The 21,091-nt window shown below is 63.7% G+C and carries 15 protein-coding genes and 1 pseudogene; 11 read left to right on the top strand and 5 right to left on the bottom strand.

What is annotated here, in order from left to right; translation table 11 throughout:
* On the bottom strand, window positions 1-555 hold the full coding sequence (locus IF803_RS20235) for a chlorite dismutase family protein (RefSeq protein ID WP_461193220.1): 555 nt from the start codon (window positions 553-555) through the stop codon (window positions 1-3).
* Between the two features lie 262 nt (window positions 556-817).
* Between IF803_RS20235 and dnaG the strand changes: the two genes are divergently transcribed.
* The 4 genes and pseudogenes from dnaG (at window position 818) to IF803_RS20215 (ending at window position 6,187) form a co-directional block, all read left to right on the top strand.
* A complete protein-coding gene (gene dnaG, locus IF803_RS20230) occupies window positions 818-2,803 on the top strand; it encodes a DNA primase (RefSeq protein ID WP_461193219.1) in 1,986 nt (661 codons plus the stop codon).
* A gap of 53 nt (window positions 2,804-2,856) precedes the next feature.
* Window positions 2,857-3,177: pseudogene (locus IF803_RS20225) on the top strand (DNA primase); the annotation flags it as partial.
* Between the two features lie 366 nt (window positions 3,178-3,543).
* The gene (gene rpoD, locus IF803_RS20220) at window positions 3,544-5,676 is read left to right on the top strand and encodes an RNA polymerase sigma factor RpoD (RefSeq protein WP_461193218.1); all 2,133 of its coding nucleotides are present in this window, start codon (window positions 3,544-3,546) and stop codon (window positions 5,674-5,676) included.
* 133 nt (window positions 5,677-5,809) lie between these two features.
* The gene (locus IF803_RS20215; protein ID WP_461193217.1) at window positions 5,810-6,187 is read left to right on the top strand and encodes a VOC family protein; all 378 of its coding nucleotides are present in this window, start codon (window positions 5,810-5,812) and stop codon (window positions 6,185-6,187) included.
* A 326-nt stretch (window positions 6,188-6,513) separates the two neighbouring features.
* On the opposite strand, the gene IF803_RS20210 is transcribed toward IF803_RS20215, so the two are convergent.
* Together IF803_RS20210 and IF803_RS20205 are read right to left on the bottom strand one after the other, a co-directional pair.
* Window positions 6,514-6,750 carry a hypothetical protein gene (locus IF803_RS20210; protein WP_028343418.1) on the bottom strand — a complete coding sequence of 79 codons (237 nt, stop codon included), beginning with the start codon at window positions 6,748-6,750 and terminating at the stop codon, window positions 6,514-6,516.
* A 170-nt stretch (window positions 6,751-6,920) separates the two neighbouring features.
* Window positions 6,921-9,725 carry a CHAT domain-containing protein gene (locus tag IF803_RS20205; RefSeq protein WP_461193216.1) on the bottom strand — a complete coding sequence of 935 codons (2,805 nt, stop codon included), beginning with the start codon at window positions 9,723-9,725 and terminating at the stop codon, window positions 6,921-6,923.
* Between the two features lie 332 nt (window positions 9,726-10,057).
* On the opposite strand from IF803_RS20205, the gene IF803_RS20200 reads away from it, so the two are divergent.
* From IF803_RS20200 to IF803_RS20185, 4 genes are all read left to right on the top strand, one after another.
* Window positions 10,058-10,651, top strand: coding sequence for an ester cyclase (locus IF803_RS20200; RefSeq protein WP_461193215.1), 594 nt, complete (start codon window positions 10,058-10,060; stop codon window positions 10,649-10,651).
* 99 nt (window positions 10,652-10,750) lie between these two features.
* The gene (locus IF803_RS20195; protein ID WP_461193214.1) at window positions 10,751-11,377 is read left to right on the top strand and encodes a hypothetical protein; all 627 of its coding nucleotides are present in this window, start codon (window positions 10,751-10,753) and stop codon (window positions 11,375-11,377) included.
* An 82-nt stretch (window positions 11,378-11,459) separates the two neighbouring features.
* Complete coding sequence (locus tag IF803_RS20190; protein WP_461193213.1) at window positions 11,460-12,266, top strand: lytic murein transglycosylase; 807 nt, start codon at window positions 11,460-11,462, stop codon at window positions 12,264-12,266.
* Between the two features lie 226 nt (window positions 12,267-12,492).
* Window positions 12,493-13,341, top strand: a complete 849-nt coding sequence (locus tag IF803_RS20185) for an FRG domain-containing protein (protein WP_461193212.1) — start codon at window positions 12,493-12,495, stop codon at window positions 13,339-13,341.
* Between the two features lie 276 nt (window positions 13,342-13,617).
* Here IF803_RS20185 and IF803_RS20180 read toward each other — a convergent pair whose 3' ends face one another.
* Complete coding sequence (locus IF803_RS20180) at window positions 13,618-14,487, bottom strand: SDR family NAD(P)-dependent oxidoreductase (protein ID WP_461193211.1); 870 nt, start codon at window positions 14,485-14,487, stop codon at window positions 13,618-13,620.
* A gap of 159 nt (window positions 14,488-14,646) precedes the next feature.
* Between IF803_RS20180 and IF803_RS20175 the strand changes: the two genes are divergently transcribed.
* From IF803_RS20175 to IF803_RS20165, 3 genes are all read left to right on the top strand, one after another.
* Window positions 14,647-15,051 (top strand): response regulator, encoded by a 405-nt coding sequence (locus IF803_RS20175; RefSeq protein WP_461193210.1) that lies wholly within the window; start codon window positions 14,647-14,649, stop codon window positions 15,049-15,051.
* A gap of 117 nt (window positions 15,052-15,168) precedes the next feature.
* Window positions 15,169-15,780 (top strand): LysE family translocator, encoded by a 612-nt coding sequence (locus IF803_RS20170; protein WP_461193209.1) that lies wholly within the window; start codon window positions 15,169-15,171, stop codon window positions 15,778-15,780.
* A 679-nt stretch (window positions 15,781-16,459) separates the two neighbouring features.
* Window positions 16,460-17,671, top strand: coding sequence for a GGDEF domain-containing protein (locus IF803_RS20165; protein WP_461193208.1), 1,212 nt, complete (start codon window positions 16,460-16,462; stop codon window positions 17,669-17,671).
* Window positions 17,672-17,717: 46 nt separating this feature from the next.
* On the opposite strand, the gene IF803_RS20160 is transcribed toward IF803_RS20165, so the two are convergent.
* On the bottom strand, window positions 17,718-20,921 hold the full coding sequence (locus IF803_RS20160; RefSeq protein ID WP_461193207.1) for an adenylate/guanylate cyclase domain-containing protein: 3,204 nt from the start codon (window positions 20,919-20,921) through the stop codon (window positions 17,718-17,720).
* Between the last annotated feature and the right edge of the window lie 170 nt (window positions 20,922-21,091).

The raw sequence follows: 21,091 nt of genomic DNA, 5'->3' as shown, positions 1-21,091 counted from the left end.
TCAGATTTCCCGGATCACGCGGATATCGACCTCGCGCTCGACGAAATTCCATTCCTCGGTCGCGCGCAGCATGCCGATCAGTTCGTCGAACAGGGTGATATGGTCGGGTGCGAACTCGAACCAGGTCAGGAAGTCGAAGGGCATGCCGAGGTCGCGCGAATGAAACAGCTGGCGGGCGATTGCGGGGAGGAATTTGAGGGTGCCTGCGATGTGGTGCGACTTGTCCTCGAAGATCTGGCGGCGCTCCTCCTGCGTGAGCTCCCACCACGCCGCGGATTTCCTGATCGGGATCAGCGCCGCGTGGGTTGCCTCGCTGCGGCCGAGCCCGGCCTGCACGGCTAAGAGCTTCTCCCGCTCCTCCTTCTCGGTGTAGCGCAGATGGCTGGTGACGCCGGCAAGTCGCCATGCGTTCTGCGACGGCAGCAGCGGCAGCGCGATCGACTCGCTCGCAACGATCGACAGCGCCGCGACCTTCGGCAGCGTCTCGCCCTTCACCCGCGTGATGGACGTGACCTGCCAGCCGCCGCTCTGCCCGCCTCTGAACGTCGTGAACATGGCCTTATCCAATCCCGGAAGCGGGAAGGGGGCAAGTGGCTAAAATGCTCGTTGAGGCGCTCCCAATACCAATAGGAGGGGCCATCTAAGCGCTTTCGTCTATTAGTTGGGTATGTGGACAAGCCAAAGTGCGGGGATATTGACTAGAACATATATGGAACGCTAAGGTTTTTACCCTAGCGTTGTTACCCACGATTCGCGAGCATGGATAGCGAGCGTAGCCAGCCACGCTTCCCCCCGCGATTGTAGTGAGTGAGATAGCATGCGCTTCCCGCCTAGCTTTCTAGACGAGTTGAAAGCGCGTCTGCAGGTTTCAGACGTGGTTGGACGTCGCGTTAAGCTCAAGAAGGCTGGGCGCGAGTGGAAAGGGCTGTCTCCATTCCATCAAGAGAAAACGCCATCGTTCACTGTGAACGATCAGAAGCAATTTTATCACGACTTCTCCACCGGTAAGCACGGAAACATTTTCGACTTCGTGATGGAGACGGAGGGGGTTTCCTTTCCCGAAGCCGTGGAGCGACTCGCCTCCTTGGCAGGACTTCCACTTCCGCGCACTTCGAGGGAAGAAGAGCATAGGGAGGAACGTCAAAAGTCCCTCCACGACGTAATGGAATTGGCGACCAAATACTTCCAGCAGAATCTTGCCTCGAACATTGGTGCCCAAGCCCGTGGCTACCTATCCGATCGCGCCATCGTCCCGTCGACGATCCTTGAATTTCGGCTTGGTTATGCGCCGGCCAATCGGTTTGGATTGAAGGAATATTTGGGATCAAAAGGCGTGTCGGTTGCCGACATGATTGAAACTGGGCTGCTGATAGCTGGCGAAGATATTCCTGTTCCTTACGATCGCTTTCGCGACCGAGTGATTATTCCGATCCACGATCAGCGCGGCCGAGTCATTGGGTTCGGAGGTCGAGCTCTCAAGAGCGACGTGCAGCCGAAGTACTTGAACTCTCCCGAGACTTCAATTTTCCATAAGGGCTCGGTCGTCTTTAATTTTCATCGCGCTCGCGAACCCGCGCACAAGGCAGGTTCTGTTGTCGCCGTTGAAGGTTACATGGATGCCATCGCCATCTATCAAGCCGGTATCAAAGGCGTGGTTGCAACGATGGGAACAGCCTTCACGGAAGAGCAGATTGCGGCGCTTTGGAGACTGTCTTCCGAGCCGGTGATTTGTTTCGATGCTGATCGAGCCGGTGTCGCTGCGGCTCATCGGTCTATCGATCGGATCTTGCCGTTGTTGGCGGTTGGAAAGTCATTTCGATTTGCTTTCATGGTCGGAGAAAAAGATCCGGATGATCTCATTCGAGAAAAAGGTGTCGAGGCATTCAAAGAAGTGCTCGTAGGCTCGAAACCTGTGTGGGATGTCTTGTGGGCGCGAGAAACAGAGGGCGTTAACGTCAAGAGCCCCGATACCCAGGCTTCTTTGGAGAAGAAACTGATCGCGCTTATTCGAACAATAAAGGATTCATCGGTTCAAACTGCATATGTACGTACATGTCGTTTGCAACTTGCCGAGTTGTTTTGGCAGGCCGTGAGGGGTGGCAAGGTCATGCCTAAGCCTAAAGCCAGGACGGGACGTGGTGGCAAGGTCAGGAATGAGCCCAACCACCTCATATCCAAAGAACTCATCGTATCCAAAGAGCTCAAAAGCGAGTTGGACTACCGAGAGCACGGCTTACAAAAAATCTTGCTCGGGATGCTCGTGCATTATCCAGAATTTCTAGACGACAAGCAGGACACCATTTTGCGGTTGAAATTTACGCCCGAGTTGGACAAATTTTGTACCGCTCTGTACAAATTGCTCGTCGTGGAGAAGGAATTGTCTGTGCAGCAGATTTATAGCCACCTTGAGGATGGCTTTTATAATGTGTTGCAGGACATACACGGTAAAGGCACCGACGGTCGCGCGTGGGGGCACAACCTCTTCACCCGGTTTCCGCTCCTCGCGCTTAGCCCTCCCCGGGACTTTGTCGCACGATGTATCGATCATCTCGCCCGCCGAGTTCATCTTGATGAGCTGGATCATGACATCCAGCGAACCAAAAACTTGGCTGGGGATAACGACGACGCGTTCGATCAACTGCTGAGCCTTGTTAGGGAACGTCAAAACGAACACGCGGATATTGAAGTCGAGGGCGCCGCTCTAGCTGAAGAATCAGCAGAAATTCGTCGTCTTTCCGGCCCAAATCCTACAAGACCTCCCGATGCTGCAATGCAATATTCTGGTGCGCCGGTCTTCGGCTAGCCCTTGTCTGTGGACCAAATCGTCCAAAAGGGAAGCAGTCTGCTCAGCCGATCGACCTCGAAGTGGGCGGATTATTCCCGATTCTTCAAAGGGTTGAGCGGGCGATCACAACCCAGGCGGTGTGGGGTGCGCAGATCGGCGCGGCGCGCGAGGATGTTTTATCAACCTGGCGTCAACTCGTTGCCTTGCATCAGAAAACCCACGCCTTACTTAGGGAAAGAAAAGATGCGGAAGCGGCTTTGGCTGAAGACTCCAGCGAGGCCAATCTGGCATGGTTGCAGGATATCCAGGCCCGGATGGCAGAAGCCGACGGGACCGAAGCCCTGATTGAAGGGTTCGGCGAATTATCGGGCCGGTTCCAGCGTAATGTCTGATAACAAAAATGCTGCGGACGGCGCTGGCCGCACCCGCAAAAAGACTCGCCAAATCCATGGTTTGGCTGCAAAAACAGGGTTAAGCGAAACTTAATAGCTACCGTAGCATTTTCAGGCGAAGTGGTTCCCGGTTCGCCGTCAGAAAATGCGTCAGACCTAGATCTGTCGCGTCTTCCGATCGTAAAACCGGTGTCCACTTTTACGGAAGACGCGACGGGCTATTTCAAGATGGAAACCGTCGAGACGGATGACAGGGGTGGCGAGATATTGCGCCGCCCTTTGTGCGTCGAGAGAGTAAATCTAGATTTCGTGCGGATGCGCGTGCGTGGCGCCATTTTGCATGACCGCGTTTCGGGAGCTTAGTGAATGGCCACCAAGGCAAAGACGCTGCAGGTTAAGGACAAGGAAAAAGACGACAAGGCAGCGGATGCTCCTGAGAAGGATGCCGCTGACGCGCCGTCGCCGTTGCTCGACCTGTCGGATGCCGCGGTGAAGAAGATGATCAAGCAGGCCAAGAAGCGCGGCTTCGTGACCTTCGATCAGCTCAACGAAGTGCTGCCTTCCGACACGACCTCGCCCGAACAGATCGAAGACATCATGTCGATGCTGTCAGACATGGGCATCAACGTCACCGAGGCCGACGACAGCGAAGGCGAGGACGAGAAGGACGACGGCGACGACGAGACCGACAACGAGCTCGTCGAGGTCACGCAGAAGGCCGTCACCGAGGTCAAGAAGTCGGAGCCCGGCGAGCGCACCGACGATCCCGTGCGCATGTATCTGCGCGAGATGGGCACCGTCGAGCTGCTGTCGCGCGAGGGCGAAATCGCGATTGCCAAGCGCATCGAGGCCGGCCGCGAGGCGATGATCGCGGGCCTCTGCGAAAGCCCGCTGACCTTCCAGGCCATCATCATCTGGCGCGACGAGCTCAACGAAGGAAAGATCTTCCTCCGCGACATCATCGATCTCGAAGCCACCTATGCCGGCCCCGAGTCGAAGGGCGGCATCAATCCGAACCTGATCGGCAACAACGGCGCCGAGGGCGCCGCCCCTGAAGGCAATGGCGGCGATGCGCAAGGCGCAGCGCCGGCCCATGTTGCGCCGCCGGCCGCGCCGCCGTCGCCGACCCCGTTCCGCGCCGCGCCCGCCGGTGGCGAAGCCGCCACCGAGGAGAAGGATCCCGCCGAGGCCGCCGCCGAAGGCGACATGGACGACGACGAGTTCGAGAACCAGATGTCGCTTGCCGCCATCGAGGCCGAGCTGAAGCCGAAGGTGGTCGAGACCTTCGACAAGATCGCGTCCGAGTACAAGAAGCTGCGCCGCCTGCAGGAGCAGGACATCGCCAACCAGCTGCAGAGCGAGTCGCTGTCGCCCTCGCAGGAGCGCAAGTACAAGAAGCTGAAGGACGAGATCATCGTCGAGGTGAAGTCGCTGCGCCTCAACCAGGCCCGCATCGATTCGCTGGTCGAGCAGCTCTACGACATCAACAAGAAGCTGGTCTCGTTCGAGGGCCGCCTGCTGCGCCTCGGCGACAGCCACGGCGTCGCGCGCGAGGACTTCCTGCGCAACTACCAGGGGTCCGAGCTCGACCCCCGCTGGCTCAACCGCGTTTCCAAGCTGTCGGCCAAGGGCTGGAAGAACTTCGTCCATCACGAGAAGGACCGCATCAAGGACCTGCGCCACGAGATCCAGTCGCTGGCGGCGCTCACCGGGCTCGAGATCGGCGAATTCCGCAAGATCGTGCACGGCGTGCAGAAGGGCGAGCGCGAGGCCCGTCAGGCCAAGAAGGAGATGGTGGAAGCCAACCTCCGTCTCGTGATCTCGATCGCCAAGAAGTACACCAACCGCGGCCTGCAATTCCTCGACCTGATCCAGGAAGGCAATATCGGCCTGATGAAGGCGGTCGATAAGTTCGAATATCGCCGCGGCTACAAGTTCTCGACCTACGCCACCTGGTGGATCCGGCAGGCGATCACCCGCTCGATCGCCGACCAGGCCCGAACCATCCGCATCCCCGTGCACATGATCGAGACGATCAACAAGATCGTCCGCACCTCGCGCCAGATGCTGAACGAGATCGGCCGCGAGCCGACCCCGGAAGAGCTCGCCGAGAAGCTCGGCATGCCCCTCGAGAAGGTCCGCAAGGTCCTCAAGATCGCCAAGGAGCCGCTGTCGCTCGAAACGCCTGTGGGCGATGAAGAGGATTCGCATCTCGGCGATTTCATCGAGGACAAGAACGCGATCCTGCCAATTGATGCTGCGATCCAGTCCAACCTGCGCGAGACCACGACGCGCGTCCTGGCCTCGCTCACCCCGCGCGAGGAGCGCGTGCTGCGCATGCGCTTCGGCATCGGCATGAACACCGACCACACGCTGGAAGAGGTCGGCCAGCAGTTCTCGGTCACCCGCGAGCGCATCCGCCAGATCGAAGCCAAGGCGCTGCGCAAGCTGAAGCACCCGTCGCGGTCGCGGAAGCTGCGGAGCTTCCTGGATAACTAATTCTATCGGTATCCATCGAAACGAGAGCGGCGGGCCTGAGCCCGCCGTTTTCATTTTCCCACCTTAAAGGCGACAAATTTTCAGACATTGAGAAGAGCGGACGAAATTTGTTGCATGAAGTTGGAGTGCACGAATGAGCCCTTCCGGAGCTTTGATCGCGATCCTGCCGTGTAATGACCTTGATGCGTCGGAGCGGTTCTACAATCGGCTGGGCTTTGCGCGCCCGGACAGCGAAAGGCCTGCTCCTGGAGAGCCCGACACCTATCGCATGCTGTCGAACGGGAAGGGCGGATATTTACATCTGACGGACGCGGTCGAGGGGTGGCTCACGCCGGGCAGAAACCCTTTTGGGCTTTATCTCTACCTTGAGAGCGTTGATGCCGCAGCGCGCGAATTTCAGCAATCACCCGAAGACAGGCCGTGGGGGATGTACGAATTTGCGATCTCTGACCCGGATGAAACGTTGGTCCGTGTCGGTTGGCCAAGCCGTCTCCGCGCCGGGGCGCAATAATTCGTCCGTTGCAAAATTCGCGTGCCAGCGCCCGCGGCCACCCCTCTCCCCAACCCTCCCCCGCAAGGGGGGAGGGAGCCTGAATAATGTGCTCGCCTGACTTTGCTTGTGGCCTTTGTACGTCGTGCCACAACGCGTGCTGCACGCTGCTGCGCGCCGCACGGTGGTTGCAGACGTGAGGGACGCACTGGCGGAAGGGCTCCCTCCCCCCTTGCGGGGGAGGGGCGGGGAGAGGGGTACCGCTTGCTCCGATGCTGATCGACCGCGAGGACAATAGCGCTCAGCGAACGCGCCGCTCGGGGTAATAACCGGCCTTGCTGGCTACGCTACTTCTTCTTCGCGCCGACGCGCTCGATGGACTTGATCTCGAGCGGGGCGCGGCCGCCCTTTTCGGCGATCTCGCGGTCCTGCTCGCGCAGGAAGGCGCGCACCGGCTCGTCGCCGTCGAGCCCGCCAATGAGCTCCGACGGCACGCGGCGGTTGGAGCGCTGCGAGCCGTCTTCATAGAAGACGTTGAAGAAGGCGAATTCGCCTTTGGGATTGGTCCCGGGTTTTTTCGGCATGGGCGGCTTGTCCTCGATCGGGCCGCCGCTGTCAAAGCAAATCGCCCGCGCCCGCGCGCCGGTCTGCCCTGCGCGATGGGGTTGCGTGCGGGCCTTGCGCAACGTCGGGCGCAGTTCGGCCCGGCACGCGCTCGCGGCGCCCGTCCGATCACATCAACGACATATATGCCTCAGCCCTCGAACAGCACGAACGCCGCCCACACGCTCGCGTCGCCCGCGCCCGCGACCTTGCCGTCACGCGCATCGCGCCTGGTCTGGCGCAGCGCATCCGAATAGGTCAGCCCCTCCGCCAGGTGCTGGTAGAACCGCACGGTGAAGTTCGCGGTCCCCTCGTCGGCGACCGGCCACAGCGTCAGCAGCGCGCGCCGCGCGCCGGCGATGCCGAGCGCGGTCGGCAGGCCGCGCAGGCCGCTGACGAAGCTCTCGTCGCCGCGGCCGGTCTCGCAGGCCGACAGCACCAAAAGATCGAGCCCGGACAGGTCCCAGTCCATCAATTCGAAAGCATAGAGATAGCCGTCGTTCTCGTCGCGCAGCGGAAATCGGCTGTCGCCGGCGCCCGACAGCACGATGCCGCTCTGCCACAGCGTGTCGAGGCCCGATGCCGTGCCGTCGCGATAGAAGCCGTGCGTCGCCAGATGCGCGATGCGCGCCTTGCCGATCGCCGCGCGCAGCGTGCCTTCGCTGACGCCGCGCCCGGTCAGCATCTCGACCGGCGCGCCGCGGGTGCGGGCGAGTTTTGCGATCGCCTCGATCTCGGTCCGGGTCGCGGGCAGGGGCATCGGCCCCGGCTCGCCATATTCGATGCCGCCGGCGAGCAGCATCGCGCCCCGCTGATCGAGCGTCTCGCGCGCATGGATCGCGATCAGCGCGTCGGGGCTGGTCAGCATCCGGATCGTGAACTTGTCCTCCAGCAGGCCGCCGCCACTGCCGGGCAGCAGCGCGAACGGCACGGCAAACAGGAAGCCGTCAGGCACGACATAGAGCGTGGTCTTGTCCTTCAGCAGCGGCTCGAGCGGCGCGAACAGCCGTGCCCGGAGGTTCTGGAAGCGGCCCTTGATGTCGGGCGCGTCGGCGTCGGGATCAGGCACGGTGGCCCGCGTCGCGCGCAGCCGGGCGATCTCGGTGCGCGCGCCGGTGTCGATCATCCGGCCGGGATCGCCGAGATCGACCACGCGCGGCTCGCTCGTTGCGGTCTCGACGATGGCGTAGAGCACGGTTGCCGCCAGCGGCGCCTTCGCCTGGCGATCCGCCTTCCATTGCCGCGTGATGAAATAGTTGACCACGGCTTCCTGCTGCCCGAGCAGCTGTGACGGACGGATCGGGTCTTGCGGCAGCTTCGCGCCGATCGCATCGAGCCGCTTCTGCAGCGCCTTCTCGGCCGCGTCCTGCCGCCCCCACACCGACCTCGCCCAGTCGTCGATATTGCCCGACGAGAACAGCTCCTGCTTCTCGCCGTTGAGCCGGAGCGCGGTGCGCAGCAGCGTCGCGGTCTCCTCGTCCTTGCCGGCGACCGCTGTCTCGAGCTGGCGCAGCGCCGTGGCGTCGGCGCCGCCGAGCGTCTTCCAGCGCAGCACGGCGGCAGCAAAGGCCGGCTGCGCCACGGCGGAGCCGGCGCCGGTGGTGAAGCGGCCGAACGCGAACAAGAGATGATCGGCATGGGCGCGGATCGCTTCGGCGACGGCGCGATCGCCCGACGTGCCGACCTCGCGCTTCATCCAGTCGAACATCTCGCGGTCGAGCGCGGCGAAGGCCTGCACCGCGCGGATCAGATCATCAGCGATCAGCGCGGTCGCGATGCCGAGCTTGATCTCGAAGCTGATCGGATGCTGCGCCGTGAAGGCGCGGCTCGAGATCGCCAGCGCGGTCTCGCGCAGCCGCATCCCCTTGTCCCGCTCGCCGCGCTGCTCGCGTTGGCCGGCAGCCAGCACCGCGGATTTGATGCGCAGGAAATCCGCAAAATTCGCCTCATTGGCGACGATCGCCTCCAGCCGCCCCAGATCGGCCGGCGCGATCGCCGCGTCGCCGGCGGCGAGCATGTCGGTGTAGAACAGCCAGGCGTCGGCCTGTCCGGCAAAGCTCGGATCCTTCGGCGCCATCGCGGCCGCGATCGCGCGGTGGCGGCGGAAATAGCGGCGGGCGTCGTCGAAGCGGCCGAGATTGAGGAAATCCTGGCCGGCGTTGTTGACCGTCACCAGCGTGTTGAGATGGTTCTCGCCATAATGTTTGGCGCGCTTCTCGATCGCGAACAAATCGAGCTCGAGCGCCTTCGCCGGCGCGCCGATCTCGCGCAGCATGTCGGCATAATTGTTGGCGAGCTTCCAGGTGGTGCGATGGTCGGGCCCCAGCGCCTTCTCCGCGCGCTCGAAATTGTGCCGGCCCAGATTCGTCGCCGACGCCGCCGAGCCGTTGGCGGACAGCGCGACCGCGAGCTTGTCGCTCGCGATCAGCGATTCCTCGGAGCCTTCGCCCCAATAGGCGTTGAACGCCGCGATCGCCCTCATGTAGAGCGGAACGGCTTCGGCGATCCTGGCGTGGTCGGACAGCAGGATCGCGTACATCAGGAGCACGTCGGCATTGCCGGGTGGCCGTTGCGCCGCCGCCTTGCTCTGGAACGCGCGCGCGAAAAGCTTTTCGGCGAGGTCGTCGCGCTTGACCGTGCGCAGCGTCGCGGTCGCGTCGAAATACTGCTCCATGACGAACTGGGCGTCGTCGAGCTTGTCGGCGGCGTCCAGTGCTGCAAGGAGCTGTGCATAGCCGGCGTCGATCTTGCCGCCGCGCGTCAGTGCGATGGCGTTCTTGATTTGCGCGATGATCGCCTGCGTGCTGCCGCCACCTTGCGCCGGCGCACGCTTGGCGGGGGCGTTCTGCGCGGCGGCGGTGTCGATCGTTGCGGTCAAGACAGCGCCGAGCGCGAGCACGACACCGATCGATGCGGCGGCCCAGCGCGCGCGTGCGGAACCCCCGGCGATCGTCATCAACAGCACATCCTCATCCCCAAACGCGTCATCGGATGGCGTCCCCAAATGACGGCGGCGTTGCAGCCGGCGTGTCTGGCTTTAGCGGCGCGACTTTGCATGAACAAGACAGCGCGGCCGGCCGCGTGGCGGAAGCGGCTTGCCCAGCCCGTGCTTCTTGGTCGTGGCCGGCGGCTTCGGCGTTCATGCGTCGCGTCCGCAAATGCTGCCGTGCGGTGGGGCGCTCGCGGCCGCCGGCCGCCGCTTGCAGGCCACCGCCAGTCAAGCCATCGGATGATGTTACCGCCGGTTGCGCCGGCCCGCCTGCCGTTCGCGCCGAGCCGAGGGAATGGGTGGCGGCGGAGCCGCGCACGGCGGCGCACTTTCCCGGCAGCCGTCTTTCGTATTGGTGCGCAAACGAACGACGGCCGAAAGCTGAGCTTTTTCTGACCATCGTCACTTGCGCCATGCCGTCCTATTCGCGTATGAGGCGCATCCTTCTCTTTCTACAACCTTTCCTCGAGAACCGATCGCCGATGTCCCAAGCCACAATCGACGCCAACAAGGCGCTCGTGCTCGCGCATTACGACGCCGTGACCAACCGCCACGATCCCGATGCGATCCGCGCGCAGCTGGCGCCCGACTTCTTCGACCATGCGGCGGGCAAGCGGCTGAGCGCCGAGGACGTGATCGCGCACTCGGCCGCGATGCACGAGACCTTCGCCGACCTGTCGGCGGTGGCGGAATGCCTGGTTGCCGAGCGCGACATCGTCGCCGGCCGCTTCGTCTGGCGCGGCCGCCACCGCAGCCCCTGGCGCGGCATTCAACCAACCGGCCGCCACGTCGAATTCCGCGGCATGACGTTCTGGCGGATACAGGACGGCAGGATTTTCGAGCGCTGGGCGGAGATCGATTTTGTGGGGTTGGAGCGGCAGCTGAGGGATTGAGGGAAATCTGCACGACTCCGCCGCGCTGCGGCCGTGATCGGCTGCCATTCTCAGCGACGTGCATCACCACCGGCGTGACCAGCCGACCGTCATGAACCCATGGCCAACATCTCGAACCAAAACCCGGGTGCCGCCGACCAGTTCAGCTTCTCCTATTTTGCGTGGGTAATGCTGATCGGGCTACTCTTTGTATTCGGTAGCGACTTGGATCGGGCATTGAATCTTTGGCTGCTGCTTGTGCCGCTGCTTCTCCTGCCGGCTTTAGCGGTAGCGATCTATTGGACTGTCGGATTGATACGCAATCTGTGGCTTCGGCGCTGGCGGCGCCTCGCTTCAATCGCCGCGGCGCCGATTGCGGTATGGATCATTCTTGCAGGCGCAAAAGCCGCCGGCATAACTTCCGAATTGATGCGCTTTGAAATCGGGAAGCGCTATTACGTCGATCAAGTCGAAAAGCTTCCGAGGGCCGGCGAATCTCGTCTCGCGACGTTTGATTGGGGACAAACCGGAGGCGTTGGTGTTTCAAACGCCATTTATACCCTGGTCTTCGACGAATCTGACGAGATCGCGCTCTCGCCGGCACGGCGCTCCGGCACTTGGTGGGACAGAGTAAACCGCCAGTGTTCAGGAACGACATTGTGTTCGTTGCTTCAGCCCGCACCGGAAGTGTCGGTCTCGGTCCGGAAGGTTGATGGTCATTTTTATCTCATGACCCTGGCCTGGTAATGGACCTCTGCCACGGCGGTCATTTTGACGCGCGCGATATTCCCATGGCATGATCGGTCATTCGAAGCAGGGGGATTTTTGCATGCTCAGGTGTCGTTTGGCGGTTGTGTTCGGCGCCTTGCTGCTTGCCACCCCCTCCTATGCCGCGCGCTGCGGCGGCAATTTTCCGGCCTTCGTCCAGTCCTTCTCGCAGGAGGCGGCGAGCGCCGGCATCCAGCAGGACGTGATCTCCGCGGCGCTCGGCGGGGTGCAGCAGGATGGCGGGGTGCTCGCGTTCGACCGGCGGCAGCGCTACACCTTCAACAAGACGTTTGAGCAGTATGTCGCAACCCGGGTCGGGCCCGGGCGCATCAATGGCGGCCGCGCGATGCTGCAGCGTCACGCCGCGCTGCTCTCGAAGATCGAGCAGCAGTATGGTGTGCCGCGCCAGATCCTGGTCGCGATCTGGGGGCTGGAGACCGATTTCGGCAAGGGCGACATGGGTAAGCTGCCGGTGTTCCGCGTGCTCGCCACGCTGGCGCATGATTGCCGCCGCACCGACCTGTTCCAGGGCGAACTGCTCGCCGCGCTCAAGATCGTGCAGCGCGGCGACCTCCGTCTCAACGACATGATCGGCGCCTATGCCGGCGAGATCGGCCAGACGCAGTTCCTGCCGTCGTCCTACATCAAGTACGGCGTCGATTTCGACGGCGACGGCCATGTCGACCTGCGCCACTCGGTCGCCGACGTGCTGGCCTCGACCGCGAACCTCCTGCACACCAGCGGCTTCAAGATGGGCGCGTCCTATGGCGAGGGCACCGCGAATTTCGAGGCGATGCGCGAGTGGAACAGGGCGGTGATCTATCGCAAGACCATCGGGTATTTTGCCGATCAGCTCATAGGGCGGTAAGGGCGCGGCGGCCTTGTCCGTCATTGCGAGCGGAGCGAAGCAATCCATCTTTCGGCACAAGCGGGACGATGGATTGCTTCGTCGCTTCAGCGCAAAATTGCTTCGCAATTTTGTCGCCGAGCTCCTCGCAATGACGATTGTTTCCATCGGGCCGCATAACGTGCTGAGAAATGGATTCCGGGCTCTCGCTTCGCGAGCCCCGGAGTGACGGAATGAGTGACGCTCCATGGAAACCATCGGCAGCCAAAAGATCTGGTCGTTCTTCGACCGCCGCGGATGCCAGGTCGCGAAGAACGCGGCGGTGCGGGAGGGGCCGGGCCATCGCGTCGGTTCTTATCTGGAACTCGCCACCAAGATCGCCGAGCTGCAATTCCTCAACCGCGACCATGTGCTGCTGTTTCGCGGCCAGGGCGCCGACTACAGGAACATCAAGCGCAACTCGTCGCTGAAGCCGACGCTGTTTCGTGGCGGCCGCGGCAATCCCGATCAGGCGACGCTGGTCGGGCGGTTCGACGCGCTGCAACGCGCCGAGCGGATCCTGATCGCCGAATACGCCAGGGAAAAGCTGCTCGGGCTCGAGCGGTTGAAGCGGCATCGCATCCTGCGCTGGTCGATCCTGCAGCATTACGAGGTCTGCACCACGCCGCTGCTCGACGTCACCCATTCGATCCGGATCGCCGCCTCCTTTGCCTCGCTGGCGGAGACCGGCACCGCCTTCCTCTATGTGCTCGGCGTGCCGAATCTGAGCGGCGCGATCACCGCGAGCGCCGAGGCCGGCCTGCAGATCGTGCGCCTCGCCAGCGTCTGCCCGCCGTCGGCGGTGCGCCCGCACATCCAGGAGGGTTATCTGCTCGGCGAGTATCCGGAGATGTCCGGCACCGAGCAGAAGGAGAACTACTTTCCCTACGAGATGGATTTCGGCCGGCGGCTGGTGGCGAAATTCTCGTTCGCGCCGGCGTCGTTCTGGAAGAACGACAATTTCCCGCAGGTGGCGAAGAGCGCGCTCTATCCGTCGGAGAAAAGCGATCCGCTGTTCCGGCTGGCGCTCGGGGTGAAGAAGCAGCTGGGCGGGTGATCTCGTGTCGCGACGACGCGCAGGTGTCACTCGCAGGCATATGCATGACCCGCGGGCCGTGCAACATTCTCAGTGTCGTCCCGGGCTTGACCGGGACCCATAACCACAAATGTCCGTGTTGCGCGACGCTGTGGCCCCAACGTGTCGCACCAACGCGATCATGTGGTTATGGGTCCCGGCTTTCGCCGGGACGACGGGTGTATGCGCGTCGGCGCCACAGGGCCTTTCGCCGGGACGACGCCGGTCGAGGTGCGCGGGTTATTCCGCGCCGTCGCGCTACTGGCTCGCTCTCGCGGCATCGCGCGCCATCCGCCTCGCCGCCGTCTTCTCCATCATCCGTTGCATCGTCTTCCAATATGTCGCCGGGCGGAAGCGTTGCAGCAAATCCATGAAGTATGCGTCCTTGCCGATCAGGATGCGCGGCTGGTTTTTCTCGATGCCAGCGATGATGCGTTGCGCGGCCGCGGTCGGCGTGGTCCTGGCCAGCGCGTCGAAGCGCTCGATTGATTGGGCGCGGCGGGCATTGTCGGTGACGCCGGTGCCGGCGCGCGAGCTGCGCGCGATGTTGGTGGCGACGCCGCCGGGATGCACGACGGACAGACGCACCGGGCTGTTCGCCACCGCAAGCTCGTGGCGCAGGCTTTCCGAGAAGCCGCGCACCGCGAACTTGGCCGCGCAATAGGCGCTCTGGCCGGGCGGGGCGATGATGCCGAAGATCGAGGAGATGTTGACGATATGCGCCTCGCGCTGCCGCGAAAGCTGCGGCAGGAAGGCGCGGGTGCCGTGCACCACGCCCCAGAAATTGATGTTGAACAGCCACTCCATCTGCGCCTGATCGAACTCGCCGAACTCGCCGAGCAGCGCGACGCCGGCATTGTTGACGAGGATGTTGAGCGAGGGATGCGCTGTAACGGCGGCCTCCGCGAACGCCGTGATCTGGTCCGGCTCGCTGACGTCGAGGCGATGCACGGTGACCTTGCGCGGGCTCGCTTTCGCGATCTCCGCGGCGGCGGCCTGCAGGCCGGCCTCGTCGCGGTCGGCGATCGCCAGATCGCAGCCGCGCAGCGCCAGTTCATGCGCGAGCGCGCGGCCGATGCCGCTGGCGGCTCCGGTCACGGCAGCGGCGGATCCAGAGATCGCGGTCATGTCAGGTGAGCTCCATCTCAACGGGGGGTGGTGGTTGCCAAGCGGGGAACACGGCGTTTCCGCACTTTTCTCAAATTGGAACTGAACCATCCAGTGATTTTAGGCATTTAACCTATGTTACGTGCTCGAACCGAAGCATTCAAACCAAGGGAGCCACCCATGGGACAGTCCAAGCCCTATCGTGCGAAGGCCCTGGTGGTTGAGGACGACCCGATGCAGCGCGAGATGATCGGGCTGCTGCTGGAGGAAAGCGAGTTCGACGTCATCACCTGCGAGAGCGCCGAGGCCGCCGAGCTGGTGTTGCAGGGCAACGGCGACAACGTCGTGCTGATGATGACCGACGTCGAATTGGCCGGACACATGACCGGCGTCGAGCTCGCCCATGCCGCGAAGAAATACAGACCCGATCTCGACGTGATCGTCACCTCGGGCAAGCCGCTGCGGCAGCGCCTGCCCGAAGGGGCCTTGTTCTGGGCCAAGCCCTGGGCGCCGCTGGACGTGATCCGGGTCGCCGAGATGAAGGCGTCGGAGCTTTCGCATCGCGGATGGCGCAGGTCGTCATAACAGGGTGTCGGCGCGGGCGCCGGGCGGAGGCCCGGCAGCCGCTTCCGCCGTCCCCGTCGCCGTGATATTGGCGGACGATGTCCCGCCCGCCGAGGAAGTGAAGTGACGGATTTTGCAGTGACCTGGTCCTTTCTGCTGACGTCGCTGATCGTGGTGGCCTCGCCCGGCACCGGCGTGCTCTATACGTTGGCGGTGGCGCTGACCCGGGGAGCGCGGGCGAGCGTCGCGGCGGCGTTCGGCTGCACGCTCGGGATCGTGCCGCAGATGATCGCGGCGATGCTCGGGCTCGCGGCCATCCTGCACACCAGCGCCGTGGCGTTCGCGGCGCTGAAATGGGGCGGCGTCGTCTATCTGCTCTACATGACCTGGCAGGCGCTGCGCGAGCGCGGCGCGCTCACCGTCGACACCGAGATCAAGCCGCGCTCGCGCCGGCGGGTGATCGTGACCGCGATCCTGATCAACATCCTCAACCCGAAGCTGTCGATCTTCTTCCTGGCCTTCCTGCCGCAGTTCATCGCGGTCGACGAGCCGCATCCGCTGGCGCGGATGGTCGAGCTCAGCGGCGTGTTCATGGCGATGACCTTTGCGGTGTTCGCGGTCTACGGGCTGTTCGCCGCCTCGGTGCGCGACCGCGTCATCACCCGGCCGAAGGTGATGGCCTGGCTGCGGCGAAGCTTTGCCGCGGGCTTTGCCCTGCTCGGCGCCAGGCTCGCCTTCGCGGAGCGCTGACGTCGCGCCCTGACGCAGGCAATAAAAAAGCAGGCGTTGCGCCTGCTGCCTTGCGCCCCGTCGGTTCGGGGTCATCGATGTAGGGCCGGTGAATTCGAGGTTGCTGTCGCTGCGACCGGCTGTCCCGGTCCGGGTGCCCGGGCAGGGCAAGAGCCGCTACCCGGGCTGGAATTCGTTACTTCTTGGCGGCCTTCTTCTTGGTGGCCTTTTTCGCCTTCGCCTTCTTCGCCTTCTTCGCTTTCTTAGCCATAGTATCCTCTCAGGGTTTCATGGATTGAACGCGACTCCGAGGCATGCTTGGCGGAGGGCCAGCCTCGCAACATCCTCGATATCAAACTCAGCAGATTCGGAGGCTGCTGCCGCGTGCTGTCACGGCGCCGTCATCGTGTTATCCACAGCTGTTACGTGTTTTCGCCAGTTTTTTCGCAAAGCGCGGGCATGTCGCGCGTCGCCGCGTCGTCGCATCCGTCATGCTTAACGATGCGCAAACGGCGGATGCGCAGATCTTCATCAATTCAAAACCACAGCACGGATTGCCACGTTGCGGGTGACGCTCCGTTAAGTGCCGCGACCGCATGCTGTTCCGTAAGACAACGGGGATTGTCGTTTGGGGAAGCGCCCGGGGGGCGGACGGTCATTTCAGGAGAGGCGAGGCCGATACGGGTCTCGAACAGGGGCGATGTTGAGCGTTCCGACGCTTTGGACGGTATTCATTATCAATTTTCTCGCGCTCGGGCTGATCTGGGCCTATGTCGCGCGCAGCTATCCTGCTTTCGGCGCGGCGCGGTTATGGACCGCATCGGCGCTCGTCGCCTCCGCCGGCGCCACCTGCGCGATGCTTCGCGTGATGCTGACGGACTCGCTGCTGCCGCTGCTCGCGGCGGGGACCTTGATGGTGTTCGCCGCCGGCCTTGCCGCGATGGGCATCGAGCGGTTCTACGACAAGCCCGCGACCTGGCGCGCCACCCTGCTGACCACGGCGCTGGCCCTCGCCGGTCTCGGCACCTTCATCTTTGCCTATGACAGCATGCCGATGCGCATCCTGGTCTACACCGTCGCCCAGGTCACGCCGTTCGCGCTGACGCTGAAGCTGTTGCTGTCGTCCGAGAACGGCCGCGTCAGCCCCGGCGCCCGGCTCGCCGGCATCGTCGCCTCCGTGCTGATCGGCATCTACGCGCTGCGCGCGGTCGGCGCGCTGCTGCAGCCCGGCGAGTTCTCCTTCGTCCGCTTCTCCGCGGGCCAGTCGCTGGTGATCCTGCTGATGGTGTTCCTGTCGATGGCGCTCAATTTCGGCTTCCTGCTGATGGCGATCGACCGGCTGCGCAACGAGGTCGCCGACCTCGCGCTGCTCGACGATCTCACCGGCGTCGGCAACCGCCGCCATCTCTTGCAGCGGCTGACCGAGGAATGCGCGCGCTCCGACCGCAACGGCGAGGCGTTCGCGCTGCTGGTGATCGACCTCGACGGCTTCAAGGGCATCAACGACACCCATGGCCACGCCGCCGGCGACGCCTGCCTGCAGCACTTCACGCTGATGGCGCAGACGCGGCTCCGGCCGGGCGACATGCTGGCCCGCACCGGCGGCGACGAGTTCTGCATCGTGCTGCCGTCCTCGACACTGCGCGAGGGCGCGATGATCGCGCGCCGCGTGCTCGAGGTCTGCCGCGCCGATGCCGAGCAGTGCATCGGCAAGGACATCCCGATCGCGGTCTCGATCGGCGTCGCGCAATGGACCCGCGAGATCGGCCTGCATCCCGATCGCCTGGTCGCCGCCGCCGACCACGCGCTCTACGACGCCAAGAAGGGCGGCAAGAACGGCTACGCGACCTACGAGCCGAAGGCGCCGGAGATGGCCGATCCGCTGGAGGCGACCCTGCGCAAGCGCGCCTGAGCGTGCCAGGGCCCGTACTCATTCCGCGGTCGCAATCCAACGATCGCTATTGCGCCAACTCGGACAATGAAGCCTGCGCGCGCCGCTCGAAGATGACCGCACCCTGGCGCTTGGCGATATCGGCAGCGGTTGCGAAGGCCGATCGTGCCTCCGTCTTGTTGCCGCGGTCGAGCGCCAGCAGGCACGCGCCGCGCAAGCGGTAGATTTCGGGTAGGTAGATGCCGATGCCGGCCTCGTCGATACCTGCGATCGCGCGGTCGAGATGACCGAGCGCGTCCGCGGGGCGGCCCGCGGAAAGCAGAACTTCAGCTGCGAGGCCGAGATAATATTGCGGCAGCGGACCGGCTGCGGTGGCGTTGGCGATCTCGGCATCGATCAGCCGCACCGCGTCGGTGGCGCCTGCACCACTTGCGGTGGCCCACCCGGCCAGGATGAGGCTGCTGGCGCGCCATGGCGGCAGGGCGAACTTCTCGGCCAGCGCTGCCGCGCGATGTGCCACAGCGTAAGTCGCTTCGCGGTCTCCCCCGAGCTGATAGCCTATACCGACATTGTGCAGCCCGTGCGCGAGACTGTTCGGGTGATCGAGCATTTCGGCCAGCGCAATGCCTTGTGCGAAATGCGGCTTTGCCTGTTGTTCGTCTCCCGATAGCCGCCATGAATTGCCGCACTGGATATGAGCGCAGACGGCGGGATCGTGACCTCCAAACGCGTGCGCAAGATGGCGATGCTGGTTCATGTCGTAAAGCGCGATGACGTGCTGGCAGCCCTCTAGCGCGCCGCCGACGTCGCCACGAAAATATGCCGTTGAAAACTGGCAATGATAGGCTTCCAGCAACAACTCGCGATCGCCTGACTGTTGCGCGAGCGACACCAGCTCGCCGGCGCGGTCGCGGGCGAGGGCCGTTTTGCGCCTGAGGTTGGCGTTGATCCAGAGGCCCCATTTGGCCTGGAAGGAAGCGGTGCTGTCGCCGATCTGCTCGCCGATCTCGCCAGCCTTGGTATAGGCTGCTTCGGCCTCGGCGCTTTGCATGCCGTGGGCGACCACCGACGCCGCGCCGAGCTTGAGCCAGAACTCCACTTGCCGGCGCAGGCCGTCTTGCGCCGGCATGGTTTCGGCGAGCTTGAGACCCGCCGTGAAATGCGCGATCGCCTCCACATAGGCCGAGCGGCTCACGGCCTGATTGCCGGCGCGCATGCGGTAATCGCAAGCGAGAGCGAGCTGCTCCGCTTCGCCGAAATGATAGGCCAGCAACTCCGGTTCCTTGGCAGCGACATCGCCAAAACGCTCCAGCGCGAAACCGACGCGCCCGTGCCATTCTCGGCGGCGCATCAGCAACAGGCTTTCGTAGGCGGCGTCGCGCACCAGCGCGTGCTTGAAGTTGAAGCTCCGCTCGAGGCCACGCTCCTCAGGAAACACAATTCCCGCGGCAACCAGCTTTGCCAGCATGTCTTCCAGTTCGTCGTTGTCCTTGCCTGCTACCGCTTCCAGCAAGGCAAAGGTAAATTGGCGGCCGATCACCGCGGCAATTTGGGCCACCTCGCGGGCGCCGCCGAGACGGTCGAGGCGGGCCATTAGGGAGTCCTTCAGCGTCGCCGGCACCGAATCCTCGCCCGCCGATTCCATCACGCTTCGGGTCAGCTCTTCGACGAACAGCGGCACGCCATCAGTCTTGGCGATGATCGCGGCGATCGTGTCCGCCGTCAGTCCATGCGCGGCGGCGACGCTTGCGACCACCTGCACGCATTCGGGGCGGCCAAGGCGTCCGAGCGTGATCAGCGTGGCGTGTGGCCTTGACAGCCAGGGCGGCGTGAAATCCGGTCGCGCCGACACGACAACAAGAACCCGCGCGCGGGCGATGCTGTCGGCCAATCGCGTCATCAGTTCGATCGTGGTCGCATCGATCCAGTGCGCATCTTCCAGCACGGTCAGCACCGGATCGCTGTCGCTGGTCCGCGTCATGATCTCGACGATCAGCGCCAGCGTCGCGGCCTTGCGCTGCGCCGGCGACGCGGCGGGAGCCGCCTCAGCCAGCGGGATCGACAACAGCTCGGCCAACAGCGGCAGCGCGGCCGGATCGGCGATGTGCCGCGCGCCAAGAAGCGCACGGAGTTTCTCGGTGCGCACATCCGACGGGTCGGCAGGCGCGAGGCGCGCGACCCGGTTGAGATACTGGATCGCCGGGTAGAGCGCGCTATCGCTGTGATAGGGAGAGCATTGCAGATTGATGCGCGCATGAGCGTCGGCCGCAAGCTCTTGCTGTAGCGCCTCGATCACGCGCGATTTGCCGATTCCGGCTTCGCCGGTCACGGTCACGATCTGGCCGTCGCCTTGCCGCGCCAGATGCCAGCGTTCGCGCAGCAGTCCCATTTCATGCGCTCGGCCGACCAGCGGCAGGCGTCTCGCGCGGATCGCGGCAAATCGGCTTTCGACCGAGGCCTCGCCGCACACGCGCCAAGCTGGCACCGCTCGGGAGAAGCCCTTGAGCTCGTGCTCGCCGGTATGGGTGAGTTCGAATAGGCCGCCCAACAATTTCTGGGTGGACTCGCTGATAAGGATGCAGTCTGCACCGGCCAGCGCCTGCAGCCTCGCCGCGAGGTTGGGTGTTTCACCGACGATGGTCCGCTCCTGCGCCGAGCCGGTGCCGATGATTTCGCCGACCACGACAAGACCAGTGGCGATGCCGATCCGGGTCTGCACGCGTGTGCCGTCGGGCAGTTCGATTGCGCCGACTTCCGACAGAATTCCAATCGCGGCGCGAACGGCACGTTCCGCCGCATCCTCGAAGGCGCGGGGAAAACCGAAATAGGCCAACACACCATCGCCCATGAACTTGGCGACAAATCCACCGTAACGGCCGATCGCGCCGGCCACCGCGTCCTGGTATCGCCGGATCAGGCCGCCGAGCAGCTCCGGATCAATCTTCGCTGAGAGTGCCGTGGAGCCGACCATATCGGCGAACATCACCGATACCTGCCGCCGCTCGGCGTCGCCAGAGCCGGGCGCCCCAGCCGCGGACGAAGCTTTGCCGGGCGAAGGAGCCTTGTCCTGGCCGGAAATCGGGCTTGCTGCGATATTACGGCCCGCGATCGCCTTCAAAAGCCGGCGGCGATTGCCCAGTGAGAGGCCCAATTGCTCGAGATCATGGTCATCGAGGTCGGGCAGGATGTCGAGGTCGATGTCATTCGCCTCAAACGCGTCGGCATATTGCTCGAGATTCTGCCCACGCAACCAGTCGCGCAGATCGCTCATGCCGTCGATTCCCCCACCCGGCGCTACTAAAGGTAGATTGGCACATCTACCTGACCGTGGGATACAGGACTTTGGGCGCGGGATTTCGAGCAGCAGAGGGAAGCTCCGCCCGGGGTCATTTTCGACAGATGCGGCGGCGGATTTGGGCTAGACGCGCTAACGAGGCCACG

The organism is Bradyrhizobium sp. UFLA06-06 (assembly GCF_054820065.1).
This window is presented reverse-complemented; position numbering and strand designations above follow the sequence as displayed.